This window comes from Bradyrhizobium yuanmingense (genome assembly GCF_025200905.1).
GTDB classification, from domain to species: domain Bacteria; phylum Pseudomonadota; class Alphaproteobacteria; order Rhizobiales; family Xanthobacteraceae; genus Bradyrhizobium; species Bradyrhizobium yuanmingense.
This window is the reverse complement of sequence record NZ_CP104173.1, coordinates 1,971,098-1,989,994: the sequence shown is the minus strand read 5'-3', so window position 1 is coordinate 1,989,994 and position 18,897 is coordinate 1,971,098. Positions and strand designations below refer to the sequence as shown.

The following is an 18,897-nucleotide window of genomic DNA, read 5'->3' as shown; positions in this document are numbered from 1 at the left end:
AGCCCGCGTTGGGAGCGCCTCAAATTTCGAGGATCGTAACTCCCGGATGCGGGTCCTTCACTTGCCTCATCGCGCCCATGCCCGTTACACACCCAGGCGTGTCCCTTCAGTTGTTCTCGTGCCACCACAGCTGGCTCGAGATCGCCGAAACGGCCCGGCTTGACCGCATGAGTGCGCTCGTAGTGTTTTGGGCCTCGCGGGTGCGATACATCACGGGAGCGGTGATCCCGGTGGATGGGGGGTTTGCGGTATCAGTTCTAGGAATTCATGCGATGCGTTCGACATTGAAGAGCGTGAGGGTTGGGGTCGGTCTCTTGATGCTCCTCGCCGCAGTTCACTTGACCTCCGCCGCGTTCGGCGAGGACAAGCAGAGCGCCGGCAGTCGAGATGAGACTGCCGCCTTCGATCCCATCCGGTTTGGAGGCAGAACGGATTTCCAGGTCTCAGCCCTCGCCGAGGTCCCACGGCAGGTGGCGCGCGCAGCACAACGCGAAAACTGCGACGTCGAAAAAGGCATGAAAGAGATTCCGCTTCGCTTCTTGGTCGAAAGAGAGCGCCGTTTCGTCCTCGTATATTGTCAGTGGATCGTGGGAAGTCATCTCGTCTTCGACCTTAACGACGCGCGCCATCCGAAGCTCGTCGCGTTTCCATTCTTCGCACAGAACACCGGGTTCGGCACCACGCCGCGGCCGGGCCTCATCACCTGGCGAAAGGAGGCCGGCGTGTTCGAGGCTGAGACCGGAACAGACATGTGTCCGAGCTCTCGCCTTCGTCACGTCTACCGCCTGGGAACGACCGAAGGCTATACCAGTGGCACCAGCAGCTTCGTGCTCGTCCGCGTGGATGTCACGGCGCGCGGCTGTGGGGGTGACCAGCCGTGGTCGACGGTGTGGCAAGCACCGAACTGGCCGGAGTCGATGATCGTGCGGTGAGGACGAACGTGAGGGATGGCCAGGTTATCGCACATGACTTGGCCGGTGCGCACGCCTCGTCCTTCGAGACGGCGCTTACGCGCCTCCTCAGGATGAGGCTAATCGGCGTCAGTGTCTTCCGAGACTGCAGCCACACACTCCCTGCTCAGGAGCCCGCCTGAGCGGGCGTCGCGAAGGATGGCACAGAAAAAGGCTCTCGGCCCTTCGGTGGATGGCGGGTTGCGGTATCAGGTCTAGGAGCGAAGGCTCTCGTCCCAAGGATTGCTGCGCCGCGGAATAGTCGGGGTTACGGCAACGTTGATTTGCGTCAAGCGAGTGGTCGAGTCGTTGCGAGATCGTCGCGCGCTATCGGCGAGCCGACACGTGACTGCAGATATCCGTGTTGATCGTCTGTTGACCGGCGATCGCTTCGCATGGCGACCGGCCTTTGGAGTGCGCGCGGTGAACGTTTGGACGCGTTGGGTGCCCGGGATCGATACGCTTCGGTACTACGAAGCGGCCTGGCTTCGGCATGATGTCTTCGCAGGTCTCGTGCTGGCGACCATGCTTGTCCCGGTCGGAATTGCCTATGCCGTGGCGTCCGGTCTGCCGGGCATCCACGGCCTCTACGCGACCATCGTCCCGCTTCTGGCCTACGCGATGTTCGGTCCGAGCCGCATCATCGTGCTCGGACCGGACTCGGCGCTGGCAGCTGTCATCCTCGGCGTCATCGTCCCCCTGTCCGGCGGCGATCCGGTCCGCGCCGCAATGCTTGCCGCCATGATGGCGCTCGTTTCGGGAACGGTGCTCATTGTGGCCGGCATCGCACGGTTAGGGTTCGTGACGGAGCTGCTGTCCAAGCCGATACGGTACGGCTACATGAACGGGATCGCGCTGACCGTTTTGATCAGCCAGTTGCCAAAGCTGCTCGGCTTCTCGATCGAAAGCGAAGGACCGCTGAGAGACCTATGGGCGATCGCCGTTGGGATCGGTGATGGCAAGATCAATTGGGCCGCATTCGCAGTCGGGCTTGGTACGTTGATCGTCATCCTGCTGCTCAAGGACAGCAAGCGACTGCCGGGAATCCTGATTGCCGTCGTCGGAGCGACCCTTGTCGTCTCACTCCTTGATCTGGGAACTGGTTATGGTGTGAAAGTCTTGGGGCCACTTCCACAAGGTCTGCCGGCCTTCTCCATTCCCAGGATCGGCTATGGCGATCTGATCCCCGTGCTGGCCGGCGGCGGCGCCATCGCTCTGGTCTCGTTCGCCGATACCAGCGTGTTGTCGCGAACCTATGCTGCTCGTCTGGGCGACAAGGTCGATCCGAACCAGGAGATGGTGGGCCTCGGCGCGGCCAATTTGGCGACCGGCTTTTTCCAGGGCTTCCCGATCAGCAGCAGTTCCTCGCGCACGCCCGTTGCCGAAGCCGCCGGCGCCCGCACCCAGCTCACATGTGTCGTCGGCGCGTTTGCGATCGCGTTCCTTCTGTTGGCTGCGCCAAACCTGTTGCAGCACCTGCCGAATGCCGCATTGGCCGCCGTGGTGATCGCAGCCGCAAATCGGCCTGATCGAGATCAGTGATCTCAAACGAATCTACCGGATCCAGCGCTGGGAATTCTGGTTGACCGTGCTGTGCTTCGTGGGCGTAGCCGTGCTCGGCGCAATTCCCGGAATCGGCCTCGCCATCGCGGTCGCCATTGCCGAGTTTCTGTGGGACGGCTGGCGTCCGCACTCCGCAATTCTTGGGCGGGCGCAGGGCGTCAAGGGCTATCACGACATCACGAGATATCCCGATGCCCGCCTGATACCCGGACTGGTGCTGTTCCGCTGGGACGCGCCGCTGTTCTTCGCCAATGCCGAGTTCTTCAAGGAACGTATTCTGGCCGCGGTCGAGCAATCGCCGACACCCGTGCGCTGGCTGGTCGTCGCCGCCGAACCGGTCACGAGCGTCGACGTCACCGCCTGCGACACAATTGCCGAACTGGACGAGGCGCTCCACGTCAGGGGCATCGAACTTTGCTTTGCCGAGCTGAAGGATCCCGTGAAGGACAAGCTGAAGCGGTTCGGGTTGTATGCGCAGGTCGGCGAAGCGCAGTTCTTTCCGACCGTCGGCTCGGCCGTCTCGAGCTACCTCCACATCAACAATGTCGAATGGGAGGACTGGGAGGATCAGGTCGAGGTCGGTCGTCACGTCGGGTCGTGACGAGCCGGCCAGCGCGACAACCAGCGCAGGGCCGCACCTGCGGCCATTTTCGGCGAGCATGGCGGCCAACCGCCAGACCGCCGCCGGCAATAAGCGAGTCATTGCTGAACCGCGGGCGCGCACTTCGTCCCCGGCTTCGGGGAACATGGGCCCAATCCAATCGTTGCCTCCGCTCCACTGGAGGAAAGTTCATGCCCAAGAAATCGCTCGCCGAAATCTCAAAGGAAATGGCCGGCATCGACATCGCCATTCTCTCGACGCACACCGAGAACGGCGAGATTGCCAACCGTCCGATGAGCAACAACGGCGACGTCGCCTACGACGGCACCTCGTACTACTTCACCTACGAACAGGCGCGAACGGTATCGGACATCCAACGAAATCCCAAGGTAGCGCTCGGATTCTCATCGGAGGCGGGCCTATTCTCGAAGGGAATCTACCTCGCGGTCGAAGGGACTGCCGAGCTGATCCGCGACAAGGCCGCCTTCCAACAGCATTGGACCAGCGACCTCGACAAGTGGTTCGACAACGGCATCGATACGCCGGGCATCGTCCTGATCAAGGTCAAAGCCAAGCGCATCACTTATTGGACGGGCCGCGAAGAGGGTGAGGTCGTGATCTGACCGACGCGGTGATCGTGCGCCGATTCCTCGATTGGTTCTTCAGGAGCCGCGAAACCGGTGCCATCACCATCGCGCAATGGCCCAACCTCGTCCTATGGATCGTGATCGTCGCGGGCCTTCTGCTTTGGATCTGGCCTTCCGCGGGAAGCGCCAGCGTCGCCCTGACAATCGTCTTTAAAAGCGGACTAGTGATTTGGGGCGCCGATGAGATTATCCGCGGCGTGAATCCCTGGCGGCGCTGTCTCGGCGCTGCGGTCGTCGTCTACGAGCTCATCACGTTTGTGCCGTAAGGTGATTTCGACGAAGCACGCCCAACCTTCGCGGTTTGCTGATCCCTGCGCATCGCGCCGCCATGCACCGGGCTGACGCCGACGATCGCGGCCTGGAACTGGCATTTTCTCGTACGACCAATAGCCTGCCGGAGCGAGATCGAAGGGCACCGAACTTCACCCCTGCCCCGCCGGCGGGACCACGTAGAGCGTCAGCGCGAACACCGCATAGATGAAGATCAGCAGGGCGCCGACGAACCAGGCCGAGCGCCCGCTGGCCGTGATGAAGGCCGACGTCACCGTCGCGATCATCATCATGGTGACGGCGCCCGGCCAGAACTGCAGGTCCATCGGCTTCGGCCCCACGACATAGCTGAGCAGCACCAAAGCGGGTGCGACGAACAGCGCGATCTGCGAGGCACTGCCGAGCGCGATGCTGACGGCCATGTCGAGCCGGTCCTTGCGCGCCGCGGCGAAGGCCACCGCGAATTCCGCGGCGGCGCCGACCAGCGAGACGACGATGAAGCCGACGAAGGCCGGGCTCATTCCGAAGGTTTCCGCCGCCTTCTGCACCGATTCCACGAAGATCTCGCTGACCAGCGCGACCAGCACGGTGACGACCAGCAGCGTGCCGACGGCCGTTCCGATCGGCCAGTGCGCCTCCTTGTCGTCGTCGCCGTGACCGGCGCTTGCGAACAATTCCTTGTGCGTTCGAAGCGAGAACAACAGGCCGAGCCCGTAAGCTGTGATGAGCAGGACCGAAATGCCGAGGCTGAGCTTGTTGAGGATGCCCCCGCCCTGCGGCAGGTGGTCGAGATCGGCGACCGCCGAAGGCGCAAGCAGCGCGACGGTCGCCATCAGCAACAGGCCGGACGAGAGCCGCGCACCGGCGCGGTTATATTCCTGCACATGATAGCGCAGGCCGCCCAGCAACAGGCAGGCGCCCAGCATGAACACCGCGTTGGTGACGATCGCGCCCGCGATCGAGGCCTTCACCAGCATGTACTGGCCGGCGCGCAGCGCCGTGATGGCGATGATCAGCTCGGTCAGATTGCCGAGCGTTGCATTGAGCAATCCGCCCACGGCATCGCCAGTCTTGGCGGCAACCGCCTCGGTGGCGTGGCTGAGCAGCGCCGCCAGCGGAACGATGGCCAGCACCGCGAGCACGAACAGCAGCGTGTGGGAATGCGGCGCCACCGCCTCGGCCACCAGCACGATGGGCACGAAGGCCAGCATCCAGAGCAAAGGGGTATTCCGGATTTCCCTGAGCAGAATCTGCATGTAGCCGCCCTTCCATCGATGCGCTGATGGAAAGTTCGGGCGGCCGCGCAGGTCGAGTGTTGATCTGTCTCAACGCCGGCGTGGTGGAGGCGGCGCGCGCAGGACGCGCATGCGGCCTGCTCCCGGCCGATCGCCGGCACGCTGGCATCCTGCCAGTGTTTTGCCCGACGGGTCAACTTGATTGCGGCTGCGACCGCCGTTTTCGACACGGCAGGAAAATGCCTTGTCGATCAAAGGGCCTCCTACTGTGCATGGGGTTGTTTTTCGACTCTTTTCATTTGGCCCTGCGCTCGCAGCGCAGCCGCATCGCCTGACCTTCGCGCATACACAGCATGCAAGCTTGCGCCTGTGGAAGCCGGCGCCTCCGTAGTACATGCCGAACGTCCCCCATGGCTACGCCGCCGGAGCAGCGCGCCAACAAAAATGACGATCACGTTACCTGCCGCCGCGCGCGAGCCCGACAATCCCACCGCCGACGGTCTTCCGTCGACGCAGCGGCGCTGGGCGGTTGCCGCGATCTTCACTGCGCTCGCGATGGCCTCGCTCGACACTGCCATTGCCAACATCGCCCTGCCCGCCATCGCCGCCGACCTGCACGTCACGCCGGAGCAGTCGGTCTGGGTCGTCAACGTCTACCAGATCGCGCTGGTGGCGACGCTCTTGCCGCTGGGAGCGCTCGGCGAGATCGTCGGGCACCAGCGCATCTATCTCGGGGGACTGATCCTGTTCACCATTGCCTCGCTGTTCTGCGCGGTGGCATGGTCGCTCGACAGCCTGTTGCTGGCGCGCACGCTGCAAGGGCTGGGCGCGAGCGGCATCATGAGCGTCAACACGGCGCTGGTGCGCTTCGTCTATCCCGGCCGCATGCTCGGCCGCGGCTTCGGTCACAACGCGCTCGTGGTCGCGACCGCCTTCACCTTCGGGCCCTCGATCGCCTCCGCCATCCTCGCCTTCGGCCCGTGGCCGTGGCTGTTCGCCGTCAACATCCCCTTCGGCCTCATCGCCATCGGCATCGGCTTTGCCATGCTGCCGAAGACCCCGCGCGCTGATCACGGCTTCGACTTGCTCGGCGCGATCCTGGCCACCGCCTGCCTCGGCCTGTTCATCACCGGCATCGGCAGCGCCGCGCACAATCTGTCGCCATTCGTGGTCGGCATCGAGCTGGTCACAGCCCTCGTGCTCGGCGTGATCCTGACCCGCCGCCACGCCGATCATCCCGCGCCGATGCTGCCGATCGACCTGTTCGCCAGGCCGATGTTCGCGCTGTCGGCGGCGACGGCGGTGTGCTCCTTCGCCGTCCAGGGCCTCGCCTTCGTCTCGCTGCCGTTCTATTTCGAGGATGTGCTCGGCCGCTCGCAGGTCGAGACCGGCTTCTTCATGACGCCCTGGCCGCTGGTGGTCGGCATCATGGCGCCGATCGCAGGCCGCCTCTCCGACCGCCATGCCGTCGGCCTGCTCGGCGGCATCGGGCTCGTGCTGCTCGGTCTCGGCATGGCGCTGCTGGCGACGCTGCCGCCCAATCCCGCCATTGCCGACATCATCTGGCGGATGGTGATCTGCGGCATGGGCTTCGGCTTCTTCCAGGCGCCGAACATGAAGGCGGTGATGGCAAGCGCGCCGCCGCACCGCAGCGGCAGCGCCTCCGGCATCGTCGCGACCGCGCGCCTAACTGGGCAGACCACTGGCGCGGCGCTCGCCGCCGCCTGCTTCGCACTCGCTGGCCACGAGGGCGCGACGCTGGCGCTGGCGCTCGGCGCGGGCTTTGCCGCGCTCGGCAGCGTGATGAGCTTCCTGCGGCTCGCCGTGAAGTAAGCTGTCAGGCCGCCGTCACGCCGACAGCCACCGGAGCGACGGCCTCGCTGTCCAGCGCGGCCAGGCGCTGGTCGATCGCCGCGATGACCTTGCGGGAGTACGGTCCGAGATGCGCATAGGCCGCGATCATCTGCACGGCGATGCGTGCGGACGACGTGTCGCGCTTGGCGCAGTTCATGAAGGTCTGCCAGAGCGGCCCCCGCGCCTCAGGAAGCGCGGACACCACCTTGTGCACGGTCTCCATGGCTCCGAGCTTGGAGCGGATATCGCCTTCGGCAAGCTCGGAACGCTGCCTCGACCGGTCGAGCAGCGTCATCAGGCGGTCGACACGTGCTGCATAGGCCGCCGGGCTGTAGATGTGTTCCAGCACCCGCTTGTAGTCCGTCAGAATGTCGCGCAACGGGCGGACCGGATCGAAATTGATGCCCGCCGTGCACTGATCGGCGCCAATCGTCGGCGCCACGTCGTGCCCGGAATGCAGCCGGCCTTCGCGCTCCAGCCGGCGCGTGAGCTGCGTGTTGGGCAAGGCATAGAGCAGGCCGACCATGGCGACGGGGATTGCCGCCTCCTCGATGAAGTCGATCATCGCCTCCGCCATCGAGACCTTCTCGTTGTCGAAGCCAACGATGAAGCCCGCGGTGACGAGCATGCCGGCGGCGTAGATCTTGTGGATGCTCTCGGCGATGTTGCGCCGCGTGTTCTGCTTCTTGCGCATCGCGACCAGCGTCGCCGGGTCCGGACTTTCGATGCCGACGAAGATGCCGAAGAAATTGGCCGCACCCATCAGCTCCAACAGCTCCGGGTCGTCGGCGAGATTGACCGAGGCTTCCGTGGAGAATTCGAACGGATAGCCGTGCGTGCGCTGCCATTCGGCGAGCTTCGGCAGGAACTGCCGTAGCGACTTCTTGTTGCCGATGAAATTGTCGTCGACGAAGTCGAGATGGCCGCGATAGCCCATCTTGTAGAGCGTCTCGAGCTCGACGAACATCTGCTCGATCGTCTTGGTCCGCGGCACGCGCCCGTAGAGCTCGATGATGTCGCAGAACTCGCAGGTGAAGGGACAGCCGCGCGAATATTGCACACCGAGATAGAGATAGTCCTCGAACTTGAGCAGGTCGAAACGCGGCACCGGCGTCTTGGTGACGTCGGCCTGGAACTTCGGTGCGGTGAAGAGGCCGGATCGCGCGCCGCTCTCCCAGGCCGCGATGAATTCGTTCATGACGCTCTCGGCCTCGCCGAGCACCCGGAAATCGGCCCGTTCATAGATATGGGGGCTCGAGGTGGGGTCGGGTCCGCCGACCACGACCGGCTTGCCGGCAGCGCGGCAGAGCTCGATCAGACGCAACGTGTCGGCCTGCTGGGGCAACATTCCGCCGGTGAAGACGACGTCGGCCCAGGCGAGATCCTCCTCCCCGAACGGCGCGGTGTTGCAATCGATCAGCCGGACGGTCCAGCTCTCGGGCAGCATCGCGGCGACGGTGATCAGGCCCAGGGGGGCGGCCGGGCGCTTGACGCCCAGCACTTTGCAGGATTCGCCGAAGGTCCAGAAGGACTCTGCCGAGAACAGCGGGTAGAGCATCAGTACGTTGCAGGGACTCGGCACGTTCATGGAACTCCTTTTGCGTCGGCGCAGTGTACCAAAGCGCCCGCGACTTGCACCCCGGCAATAGGGACAAACTGTCGCCGCAGCGCAAGCCGCGCGGGGCCCTGGAACCGGCATTCACAGCCGGACGTCGCCTCAAGCCGCGGATTGGCGCCCTCGGAACAAGGCCTCAACCCGAATCGATTGCGAAGGGATGAGCCAAAACGGCGTCCCGGTCCATACCCAGAGCGGGGGCCATGCGCCCTGGTCGCGCTCGGTTTGTTGATTTGAACCTCGGACTATTGATTTGAACCGTTCCAGTTTGCCGCACACATTGCGCCCCTGAGTCCAATCGGTGGATTGGGCCAATCAGGGGACTTGCGATGGCAAACCTAACAATCAACGGAAAACCCTTCACGCTCGACGTCGAGCCGGATACGCCGCTGCTTTGGGCGATCCGCGAGAATGCCGGCCTGACCGGCACCAAATACGGTTGCGGCATTGCACAATGCGGTGCCTGCACGGTTCACCTCGATGGCGTTGCGATGCGCTCCTGCGGCATCTCGGTCAGCGAGGCCGAGGGCAAGCAGATCACCACCATCGAGGGGCTCGCCTCGGGCAATACGCTGCACAAGGTGCAGGAGGCCTGGATCGCCCAGGACGTGCCGCAATGCGGCTATTGCCAGAGCGGCATGATCATGGCGGTGGCCGCGCTCTTGAACGAGAAGCCGAAGCCGACCGACGCCGACATCGACGAGGCCATCACGAATATCTGCCGCTGCGGCACCTTCCAGCAGGTGCGCGAGGCGATCCACACGATCGCGAGCGCGTAAGGAAATCCCCACATGAACAAGCATATATCGCCGCGGCTCAACCGCCGCGCCTTCGTCATCGGCACCGCTGCGGTCGGTGCCGGCCTTGCCATCGGCCTCGACCTGCCCTTCGGCGGCCCCGCCGTGGTCCGCGCCGCCGACGGCTCGCCGGAGATCGGCGCCTGGGTCGTGGTCAGGCCCGACGACACCGTGGTGATCCGCATCGCCCGCTCGGAGATGGGCCAGGGCTCGCTGACCGGCCTCGCCCAGCTCGTTGCCGAGGAGCTCGAATGCGACTGGACCAAGGTCACGACCGAATATCCGACGCCCGGCCAGAGCGTCGCGCGCAAGCGCGTCTGGGGCGATTTCTCGACTGGCGGCAGCCGCGGCATCCGCTCCTCGCAGGACTATGTCCGCAAGGGCGGCGCCACCGCGCGCGTGATGCTGATCCAGGCCGCAGCCGACGCCTGGAAGGTGCCGGCCTCCGAATGCAGGGCCCAGAACAGCGTCATCACCCATACGCCCTCGGGCCGGACCACGACCTATGGCAAGGTCGCCGAAGCTGCGGCGAAGCTGACGCCGCCGGCGGACGTCAAGCTGAAGGATCCGAAGGACTGGAAGCTGATCGGCAAGGGCGTCAATCGGCTCGACACGGTCGACAAGACCACCGGCGCGATGATCTACGGCGTCGACGTCAAGCTGCCGGGCATGCTGAACGCTGCGATCAAGGACTGCCCGGTGTTCGGCGGCAAGCTGAAGAGCTTTGACGAAGCCAAGATCGCCAACATGAAAGGCGTCAAGAAGGTCGTCAGGGTCGGCGACACCGCCGTCGCGGTCGTCGCCGACACCTGGTGGCACGCCAAGACCGCGCTGGAAGCACTGCCGATCGTCTGGGACGAAGGCGACAACGCAAAAGTCTCCAGCGAGTCGATTGCGAAATGGCTGGCCGAGGGCCTCGACAATGCGCAGCCGGCCTATGTCGGCAACAAGAACGGCGACGCGAAGGCCGCGATTGCCGGCGCCGCCAAGAAGGTCGAGGCCGTCTACTCCTATCCCTACCAGAACCACGCCACGATGGAGCCGATGAATGCCACCGCGCTCTACACGGCGGACCGATGCGAGGTCTGGTGCGGCACGCAGAACGGCGAGGCGGCGTTTGCAGCGGTGCTGGAAGCGTCCGGCCTGCCGCCGGAGAAGTGCGACGTGCACAAGGTGATGTTAGGCGGCGGCTTCGGCCGGCGCGGCCAGACCGACTATGTCCGCCAGGCGGTTATGATCGCCAAGCAGATGCCGGGCACGCCGATCAAGCTGCTGTGGTCGCGCGAAGAGGACATGGCGCACGGCAGGTATCACCCGATCACCCAGTGCAAGATGACCGGCGCGTTCGATGCCAACAACAACCTGATCGCGCTGCACTACCGCCTGTCCGGGCAATCGATCCTGTTCTCGCTCCGCCCCGAAGCGTTGCAGAACGGCATGGATCCCGCGGCATTCCAGGGCGTCGCCCAATCCGGCGAAGCCGCATTTGGCTATTCGGTGCCGAACCTTCTGGTCGAGCATGCGATGCGCAACCCGCACGTCCCGCCCGGCTTCTGGCGCGGCGTCAACGTCAACCACAACGCGATCTACATGGAATGCTTCATGGACGAGCTCGCCCATGCCGCAGGCCAGGACCCGCTCGAATTCCGTCGCAAGCTGATGGGCAACCACCCCAAGCACCTCGCGGTGCTCAATGCGGTTGCCGAGAAGATCGGCTGGACCACGCCGGCGCCGCAAGGCGTCTATCGCGGCATCGCGCAGGTGATGGGCTATGGCAGCTATGTCGCCGGCGCCGCCGAGATCTCGGTGACAGAGGGCAGCAAGATAAAGGTGCATCGCATCGTCGCCTCCACCGATCCCGGCTACGTCGTCAATCCGGCGCAGGTGGAGCGACAGGTCGCCGGCTCCTTCGTCTATGGCCTCTCCGCGCTGTTCTACGGCGGCTGCACGGTGAAGGACGGCAAGATCGAGCAGACCAACTTCGACACCTACAACTCGATGCGCATCAACGAGATGCCGAAGGTGGAGGCGGTGATGGTGCCGAGCGGCGGGTTCTGGGGTGGCGTCGGCGAGCCGACCATCGGCATCGCGGCGCCGGCGGTGCTGAACGCGTATTTCGCCGCGACCGGCAAGCGCATCCGCCATGTGCCGCTGCGCGACCAGAACATCACCTTCGCGTAAAGCATGATCCGGAGAAGTGTGGAGCGGTTGTCCGAAAAGATCATGCTCAAAGGACAAATCGCGGCGGCCGTATCGGCCGCCGCAGCATTTTCCGGACAGGTCTCATGAATGCGCCGGTGACGCGGCGGAATGCCGTCCTCGGCATCGCCGTCGCGGCTACATCGCTCGCCGCCCCTTCGATCCTGCGCGCGCAATCGGCGGGCCGCGTCGTCGTGGTCGGCGGCGGCTTCGGCGGCGCGGCTTGCGCCCGCGCGCTCGCGCGCGCCGATGCTAAATTGCAGGTCACCCTGATCGAGCCGAACCAGACCTACATCTCCTGTCCATTCAGCAACGAGGTGATCGCGGGCCTGCGCGAGATCGAGGCGCAGCAGTTCGGCTATGACAAGCTTGCCGCCGGGGGCATCAGCATCGTCATCCAGGCTGCGACGGGCATCGACACGCAAACGCGTCGTGTGACGACGGGGGATGGCACCACGTTCGGCTATGACCGCCTCGTGCTCTCGCCCGGCATCGACTTCCATCTCGAAGCCCTGCCCGGCTACGACGGTGCCGCGCCGGAGACGATGCCGCACGGCTGGAAGGCCGGCGCGCAAACGCTTTTGCTGCGCCGGCAATTGGAAGCGATGGCGGACGGCGGCACGATCGCCATTGCAATCCCGGCCAATCCTTCCCGGTGCCCGCCAGCGCCCTACGAGCGCGCGAGCCTGATCGCGCATTACCTGAAGTCGAGAAAGCCGCGGTCGAAAGTTCTGATCCTCGATGCCAAGGACGCGTTCTCTCAGCAGCGGCTGTTCGAGAAAGCGTGGAAGGAGCTCTATGGCGACATGATCGAGCGCGTCGCACTGTCGCAAGGCGGCCGCGTCACCTCGGTCGATCCGACGATGCGAACCATCGTCACGGAGTTCGGCAACTACACCCCTGACGTCGCCAACGTCATCCCGCCGCAGCGCGCGGGGCGCATCGCCGCCATCGCTGGCGCTGCGGACGCGACGGGCTGGTGCCCGATCGATCCCGTCACGTTCGAGTCGAAACTCGTTTCGAACGTCCACGTCATCGGCGATGCCTGCCTCGGCGGCGGCATTCCCAAATCAGCATCCGCTGCGAGCGCGCAAGGCAAGGCCTGTGCTGGAGCGATCATGAATCTCCTTGCAGGCCGCGCACCGGAGGCGCCACGCCTGACAGGCGTCTGCTACAACGTCGTCGCGCCCGGTTACGGCTTTTCGCTGGCCGGCAACTACGAGCCCAGGGGCGACATCTTCGCCGAGGTCGAGGGCGGCGCCACCAGCCCGGTCGACGCGCCGCGCGAATTGCGCGCCCGCGAGGCGGACGAGGCCGAGCGCTGGTTTGAAACCATCACGGCGGACACCTTTGGCTAGAGCACCGATCCATATCGCAGCGCTGATCTCTGCCAGCCTCGCCTGCAGCGCGAGCGCGGACGAGCTCGTGCCCTACACAATCGTCGGCGACGGCATTCCCGCCTCGCTCACCGGCTCGCCCAGCGATGCCACGCGTGGGCGCGCGCTGGTGCTCGCACGCACGACGACCTGCATCCTCTGCCATTCCGGCCCATTTCCGGAAACGCGGTTCCAGGGCGACCTCGCGCCTGATCTTGCCGGTGCCGGGAACCGGTGGTCCGCGAGCCAGTTGCGGCTTCGACTGGTCGATGCCTCGCGCTTCAATCCGGACACCATCATGCCGTCCTATTATCGCAACGACGGCCTCGTCCGCGTCGGACGCAACTTCGCCGGCAAGCCGATCCTGTCGGCTGCGGAGATCGAGGACATCGTGGCTTTTCTTGCAACGCTTCGGGACTAGGTTTCATGCCAACCACGCGACGACAATTCTTGAACCTCGCCGGAGGCGTGACAGTCGCCGGCACGGTCCCGATCGTGACGCTGCGGCCGCTTCAAGCGACGCCGACGATGCTCAACGCTGCGATCCGTAACCTCGTCGGCGAAGCCCAGATTCGCAACGGCAGGATCAGACTCGACATTCCGCCGCTGGTCGAGAACGGCAATACGGTGCCGATGACGGTCAGCGTTGCAAGCCCGATGACGGCGGACGACCACGTCAAGAGCATCCACGTCTTCAACGAGAAGAACCCGCAGCCGAACATCGGCAATTTCTATCTTGGTCCCTCCTCCGGCCGAGCCCAGGTCTCGACCCGGATCCGGCTCGCCGACACCCAGAAGGTGGTCGCGATCGCGCGCCTGTCCGACGACACGTTCTGGCAGGTTGCCGCCGATGTCGTCGTGACGCTGGCGGCCTGCACCGAGGAGATGAACTGATGGCCGCCCTCATCAACGTTCCCTCGAAAGCCAAACGCGGCGAGATCATCGAGATCCGCACGCTGACCTCGCACATCATGGAAACGGGATTCCGCCACACCGCGGACGGCAAGCTCGTGCCGCGCGACATCATCACGAGCTTCATCTGCCGCTACAACGGGGCCGAGGTCTTTCGCGCCGACCTGTTTCCGGCGATCGCGGCGAACCCATATTTATCGTTCTTCACGGTGGCCAAGGAGAGCGGCAAGTTCGAGTTCGAGTGGATCGGCGACAACGGCTATTCGTCCACCGCATCCGCATCGATCAGGGTCGAATGATCGCTTGGCGCGCGATAGCGGCGGCGATATTCCTCGTCACGGGCCCAGCCCTGCTCGCCGCAGAGATCCCGCCCGATGCGCGCCGCTCCGGCTATGCCTTCATGGGGCCGGACTCCCGGGCGATGCAGGACGACGACACCGCCAATCCCGGCATGCTGTTCGTGCTCGACGGCGAGCAGCTGTGGAAGAAGAAGACCGGCAGCGCCGACAGGGCATGCGCCGATTGTCATGGCGATGCGCGCACCAGCATGAAGGGCGTCGCGGCGCGTTATCCTGCCTTCGACAAGGCCCTCGGCCGTCCCGTCACGCTCGACCAGCGCATCAATCTCTGCCGGGCCAATCATCAGCAGGCGACGCCGCTACCTTACGAGACCCGCGACCTGCTCGCATTGTCCGCCTTCGTCGCCCACCAGTCGCGTGGCAATCCGATCACGGCCGGCGACGATCCGCAACTCAAGCCGTTTGTCGACCAGGGCCGCGACCTCTTCATGCAGCGCGAAGGCCAGCTCAACCTTGCCTGCACCAACTGCCATGACGACAATTTCGACAAGCGCCTCGCGGGCGCTCCGATCACGCAAGGACAGCCGACCGGCTATCCGCTGTATCGACTGAAATGGCAGACGCTGGGCTCGCTGGAGCGACGGCTGCGCAGCTGCATGAGCGGTGTCCGCGCCCAGGCCTATGATTACGGCTCGCCCGAGCTGGTCGCGCTCGAGCTCTATCTGATGTCGCGCGCGCGCGGCCTGCCGATGGAAACGCCGGCGGTGCGGCCCTGAAACAGCAACGGCCGAACCATCCGCCCGGCCGTTCCGCAACAATGAAGCCGGGCCTACTCCGCCGGTGCGGCCGACATCTCCGGATGCGCGGCATAGTGTTCGCTGGCGCCGAGCTTGCTGGCCGCGAACAGGCCGGCGGCCATCACGGCGTAGGCCAGCGCGACCGTGGGGGTCACGCCAAAGCCGCCGCCGATGCCGACGGCCTCGCCATGCATGAAGCCGAAATAGGTCAGGATCGCCCCGACCAGCGCAAAGGCGGAGGCCTTCTCGAAATCGCGCTCGATGATGAAGACACCGATAGCGCCGAGGATGAGGCCGCCGAGGATGGAGCCGCCGCCCATGACTTCGAGGCCGTGATAGAACACGCCCTGCTGCGGCAGCGCCGCCACCGCTGCGGTCTTGACCGCGTCGGCCTTGTCGGCCGCCATCCCGCCGACGGTTGCTGCCGCAGTCATGGTCGAGGCCAGCATCGTATCGATCTGGAGCTTGGCCCAGGCGGCAAGGTGCGGGGTCAGTGCCAGCACGATCGCAGGCGCGTGCTTGACCGGCGTGGTCTGGAACGCCTGCGCGCCGATCAGCATGCCGATGTAGAGCAGGATCGGAGAGATCGCGACCACGGGCACCAGCGCCAGCAGCACCGAGATGATGCCGAACCAGGACAGCACCACCACCATGATGCCGGTCGCAGCCGAATAGCCGATTCGGCCGCCCATCGCCTTCCAGCCGGGATGGCCGATATAGACCGCGTTGATGAAAGGATTGCCCATCAGGCAGCCGATCAGGCTGACGACGCCGTCGGCGGTGAGCACGCGCGTGGTCGGATAGTCGTCGCCGGCCGCTTCCGCGCTCTCGACATTGTCCATGGCCTCGACGAGGTCGTAGATGCCGAACGGAATGGCCGTGACCAGGATGATGCCGAGGAATTCGAAGCCGGAGAAGACGTAGCCAAACGCCGGGATCGGCACCGAGAAGCCGAAATTGGCGAAGGCCGCACCGACGCCCGCGATGCTCAGGCCGCCGAAGCCGAGCCCGAACAGGTTCGAGCCCCAGGCGATGATCATGCCGGCCGCGATTGCGACGAGGCCCGCGGGAATGCCGCGCCAATACTTCACGCCGCCGAACCAGCTCACCAGGATGATGGCGAAGCAGACGAGACCGATCTGCGGCGTCATGTACATCTCTAACGCTGGCCGCATCGAGATGAAGGTGACGGAGACCCCTGCGAGCGTGCCGAGCAGCGCCGCGCGCGGCGTGATCTTGCGGATGAACGGCGCGATGAAGCCGCCGATCATCAGGATGAAGCTCTGGAAGAATACCCAGACGAGGCCCGCCGACCACCCCTTGAGCGGATCGCCGGTCTTGAGCGTGATCGGCAGCATGATCACGAAGGTCACGATGAACATGTGCGGCACGCTGACGCCTGACGGCAGCGCGCAGACGTCGTTGCGGCCGGTCTTCTGGGCCAGGCGATAGGCGAGATAGGCGTAATAGAAGGTGGAGAGACACATCATCAGCCCGAGCGCGGGCAGGATGCGGCCGAACACGAGGCTGTCGGGCATCTTCAGCACGAAGCGCAACAGGCCCGTGAGCACCAACATGTTGACGAGGATGTTGGTGCCGAAGCCGAACAACGCGTTCCAGTCGCCCGACGTCCATAGCGCCGGCTTGAAGTCGAACTTGTTCAGATCAGAACTGCCGGCCGCCCCCGTCAATGTGCTCATGATATACCCCTATGTGGTCGAAACCTTCATTGCCTCCAGAACTGCGGCTGAATCCGCGACCCAACCGAAGATGCCGCCCTGGGCCTTGATCATCTTCAGGCCCATCTCGTGAAACTCGGGGAAGTAGGACGCGCAGCCGTCGGCGATGACGACGCAGCGATAGCCGCGGTCGTTGGCCTCGCGCACCGTGGTGTTGACGCACACTTCGGTGGTGACGCCGCACACCAGCAAATTCTCGATGCCGTATTTTTCCAGGACCTCGCCGAGCTCGGTCGCGTAGAACGCCCCCTTGCCGGGCTTGTCGATGACGATTTCGCTGTCGAGCGGATAGAGCTCGGGAATGATGTCGTGGCCGGCCTCGCCGCGAATGAGGATGCGGCCCATCGGACCGGGATCGCCGATGCGAAGGCTCGGCGCGCCGCGCTCGACCTTGGCCGGCGGCGCGTCGGAGAGATCGGGCAGATGCCCCTCCCGCGTGTGGATGACCAGCATGCCGGTGTCGCGCGCGGCCGTCAGCACCGCGCCAATCGGCTTCACCGCGCGCGCGAGCTGGCTGACGTCGTTGCCCAGCGTCTCGCCGAAGCCGCCGGGCTCCATGAAGTCGCGCTGCATGTCGATGATGAGGAGCGCGGTGGCGGGCCAGTCGAGCGTTATCGGCTCAGGCTCGGCGCTGACGACGCCCCTTGTCGGCTTGGCTGAGTTCAACATGACGGCCCCGCGAGAACTCTCCTGAGCGGGAGTTCTGCAAGCGCCGTGCCATTGTGTACAATTGCGGTTGAGCGCGGGTAGCGAGGGAATTTGTCGTCTGGTCAGAAGGTTACGCCGGCGATCGGCGTCTGCTTATTCCCTGTGCGACGGCTTCGCGCCGTGCATCTGCTTAAAGGATGAGCGGCCTCCGCTCGTCATTCCGGGGCGACGCGAAGCGTCGAGCCCGGAATCCATCGGGCGGCAGTGCGCGAGGTGAGATGGATTCTCTGATGCGCAATTGCGCATCATAGCTCGCGCTGCGCGCGCCCCGGAATGACGGGAGTGGGACTACCGCCCTGCCCCATACAACTGCCGATGCTCTTCCTCATACGGGGCGTAGGACTCCTTCAGCGTCGCCATGTTCAGCAGCATGGCCGCCACCATCGTGCCCGCCTTGTCGAACACGCGCGTCTTGACCCAGGCGCTTTCGGTGCGGCGGCTGCCGGACAGCGCGACCACTTCGCGCTCGACCTCGTATTCCTCGCCCTCGAAAAGTGGACCCTTCAGCAGGCGGATCTCCTGGTCGGCGAACAGGCCGACGGCCGGGCCCTTGGCCGGCAGCGGATCGTCCTTGGAGCGGTACTGGAACAGCACGCTCAGCATCTCCATCGGGATGATGGGCTTGCCCCACGGATTATCCGCGCCCGAATAGTACGGCGAGCTTTCGGTGATGACGGCGAGCTTCTGCCTCAGCGAGAACGGATAGAGGTCGCCCATGTTCTGGTCGAACGCCATGCGCACCGACTGCCGCTTGCTGGTCTGCGCCACCTTCACATCGCGCAAGATCACGGGATCAGTGAGCGGCTTGAGCTCGCCAAGGCGCGCCTCGAGCGCCGTTGCAACCGGCAAATCGCCGACTGATGCCGTGCCGCGCAGCACCTCAGTGCCGTCGCGCTTGACCATCTGGATCTGGCACTGGCGGGTGCCGGGCAACGGCTTCGCCAGGATCGCCTGCACCTCTTCGCCCTCATAGCAGACGCTGCGGTAATGTGCTGAAAGGCAGCCTATCTCGAACCAAGCCTGCCCCCACAGCCGCTCGCCGAGCGGAGCGAACTGGCTGAAATGCGTCGGGCCCTCGATCGTGCCGCCCTTGAAGCCGAGCTTCTGCGCGGTGGCGTCGTCATGGATCGAGGCGTGCGCGTCATAGGTCTGCGCCTGCAGCATCTGGCGTGGCTGACGCCACGGCCCGATCAGGGCCTCGGCCGTCTCCGTGATCTCGGTGTCGAATGCGTTTGCAGTCATGGCGCTCTCCGCGTGCAAGCCATGACTAGCAGGAGCGCCACGGATGCGGCCAGCGATATTGACTTCGCTGGCCCATCCTTTTGACTGTCACAA

General features: G+C 64.9%; 16 protein-coding genes and 1 pseudogene. 12 read left to right on the top strand and 5 right to left on the bottom strand.

What is annotated here, in order from left to right; all coding sequences use genetic code 11:
* The first annotated feature begins 272 nt into the window (after window positions 1-272).
* The 4 genes and pseudogenes from N2605_RS09360 (at window position 273) to N2605_RS09345 (ending at window position 4,027) form a co-directional block, all read left to right on the top strand.
* Window positions 273-932: a hypothetical protein gene (locus N2605_RS09360; protein ID WP_260346404.1), complete on the top strand. Its 660-nt coding sequence runs from the start codon at window positions 273-275 to the stop codon at window positions 930-932.
* 441 nt (window positions 933-1,373) lie between these two features.
* Window positions 1,374-3,114: pseudogene (locus tag N2605_RS09355) on the top strand (SulP family inorganic anion transporter).
* A 191-nt stretch (window positions 3,115-3,305) separates the two neighbouring features.
* Entirely contained in the window at window positions 3,306-3,737 is a 432-nt protein-coding gene (locus tag N2605_RS09350) for a pyridoxamine 5'-phosphate oxidase family protein (protein WP_036004340.1), read from the top strand.
* Window positions 3,738-3,751: 14 nt separating this feature from the next.
* On the top strand, window positions 3,752-4,027 hold the full coding sequence (locus N2605_RS09345; protein ID WP_260346402.1) for a hypothetical protein: 276 nt from the start codon (window positions 3,752-3,754) through the stop codon (window positions 4,025-4,027).
* Window positions 4,028-4,183: 156 nt separating this feature from the next.
* Here N2605_RS09345 and cax read toward each other — a convergent pair whose 3' ends face one another.
* Window positions 4,184-5,287 carry a calcium/proton exchanger gene (cax, locus tag N2605_RS09340; protein ID WP_225188056.1) on the bottom strand — a complete coding sequence of 368 codons (1,104 nt, stop codon included), beginning with the start codon at window positions 5,285-5,287 and terminating at the stop codon, window positions 4,184-4,186.
* Between the two features lie 423 nt (window positions 5,288-5,710).
* Between cax and N2605_RS09335 the strand changes: the two genes are divergently transcribed.
* Window positions 5,711-7,099, top strand: coding sequence for an MFS transporter (locus N2605_RS09335; protein ID WP_036004335.1), 1,389 nt, complete (start codon window positions 5,711-5,713; stop codon window positions 7,097-7,099).
* Window positions 7,100-7,103: 4 nt separating this feature from the next.
* Here N2605_RS09335 and N2605_RS09330 read toward each other — a convergent pair whose 3' ends face one another.
* Entirely contained in the window at window positions 7,104-8,708 is a 1,605-nt protein-coding gene (locus N2605_RS09330) for a B12-binding domain-containing radical SAM protein (RefSeq protein ID WP_260346401.1), read from the bottom strand.
* A gap of 356 nt (window positions 8,709-9,064) precedes the next feature.
* Between N2605_RS09330 and N2605_RS09325 the strand changes: the two genes are divergently transcribed.
* The 7 genes from N2605_RS09325 to soxA all read left to right on the top strand — a co-directional run bounded on the left by N2605_RS09325 (window position 9,065) and on the right by soxA (window position 15,094).
* A complete protein-coding gene (locus N2605_RS09325) occupies window positions 9,065-9,514 on the top strand; it encodes a (2Fe-2S)-binding protein (protein ID WP_036004329.1) in 450 nt (149 codons plus the stop codon).
* A gap of 12 nt (window positions 9,515-9,526) precedes the next feature.
* On the top strand, window positions 9,527-11,713 hold the full coding sequence (locus N2605_RS09320) for a xanthine dehydrogenase family protein molybdopterin-binding subunit (RefSeq protein WP_225134181.1): 2,187 nt from the start codon (window positions 9,527-9,529) through the stop codon (window positions 11,711-11,713).
* Between the two features lie 104 nt (window positions 11,714-11,817).
* Window positions 11,818-13,089 carry an NAD(P)/FAD-dependent oxidoreductase gene (locus N2605_RS09315; RefSeq protein ID WP_225139648.1) on the top strand — a complete coding sequence of 424 codons (1,272 nt, stop codon included), beginning with the start codon at window positions 11,818-11,820 and terminating at the stop codon, window positions 13,087-13,089.
* Window positions 13,082-13,528 carry a sulfur oxidation c-type cytochrome SoxX gene (soxX, locus tag N2605_RS09310; RefSeq protein ID WP_036004323.1) on the top strand — a complete coding sequence of 149 codons (447 nt, stop codon included), beginning with the start codon at window positions 13,082-13,084 and terminating at the stop codon, window positions 13,526-13,528. Before N2605_RS09315 ends, soxX begins: the two co-directional genes overlap by 8 nt.
* Window positions 13,529-13,533: 5 nt before the next feature.
* A complete protein-coding gene (locus N2605_RS09305) occupies window positions 13,534-14,001 on the top strand; it encodes a SoxY-related AACIE arm protein (RefSeq protein WP_260346400.1) in 468 nt (155 codons plus the stop codon).
* Window positions 14,001-14,318, top strand: a complete 318-nt coding sequence (soxZ, locus tag N2605_RS09300; protein ID WP_260346399.1) for a thiosulfate oxidation carrier complex protein SoxZ — start codon at window positions 14,001-14,003, stop codon at window positions 14,316-14,318. Before N2605_RS09305 ends, soxZ begins: the two co-directional genes overlap by 1 nt.
* Window positions 14,315-15,094, top strand: coding sequence for a sulfur oxidation c-type cytochrome SoxA (gene soxA, locus N2605_RS09295; protein ID WP_260346398.1), 780 nt, complete (start codon window positions 14,315-14,317; stop codon window positions 15,092-15,094). The genes soxZ and soxA overlap by 4 nt, the downstream gene beginning before the upstream one ends.
* A 53-nt stretch (window positions 15,095-15,147) precedes the next feature.
* On the opposite strand, the gene N2605_RS09290 is transcribed toward soxA, so the two are convergent.
* From N2605_RS09290 to N2605_RS09280, 3 genes are all read right to left on the bottom strand, one after another.
* Entirely contained in the window at window positions 15,148-16,815 is a 1,668-nt protein-coding gene (locus N2605_RS09290) for a regulator (protein WP_260346397.1), read from the bottom strand.
* A 9-nt stretch (window positions 16,816-16,824) separates the two neighbouring features.
* Window positions 16,825-17,523, bottom strand: a complete 699-nt coding sequence (locus N2605_RS09285; protein ID WP_225139651.1) for a cysteine hydrolase family protein — start codon at window positions 17,521-17,523, stop codon at window positions 16,825-16,827.
* A gap of 327 nt (window positions 17,524-17,850) precedes the next feature.
* Window positions 17,851-18,804 (bottom strand): hypothetical protein, encoded by a 954-nt coding sequence (locus N2605_RS09280; protein ID WP_057026814.1) that lies wholly within the window; start codon window positions 18,802-18,804, stop codon window positions 17,851-17,853.
* Window positions 18,805-18,897: the final 93 nt, after the last annotated feature.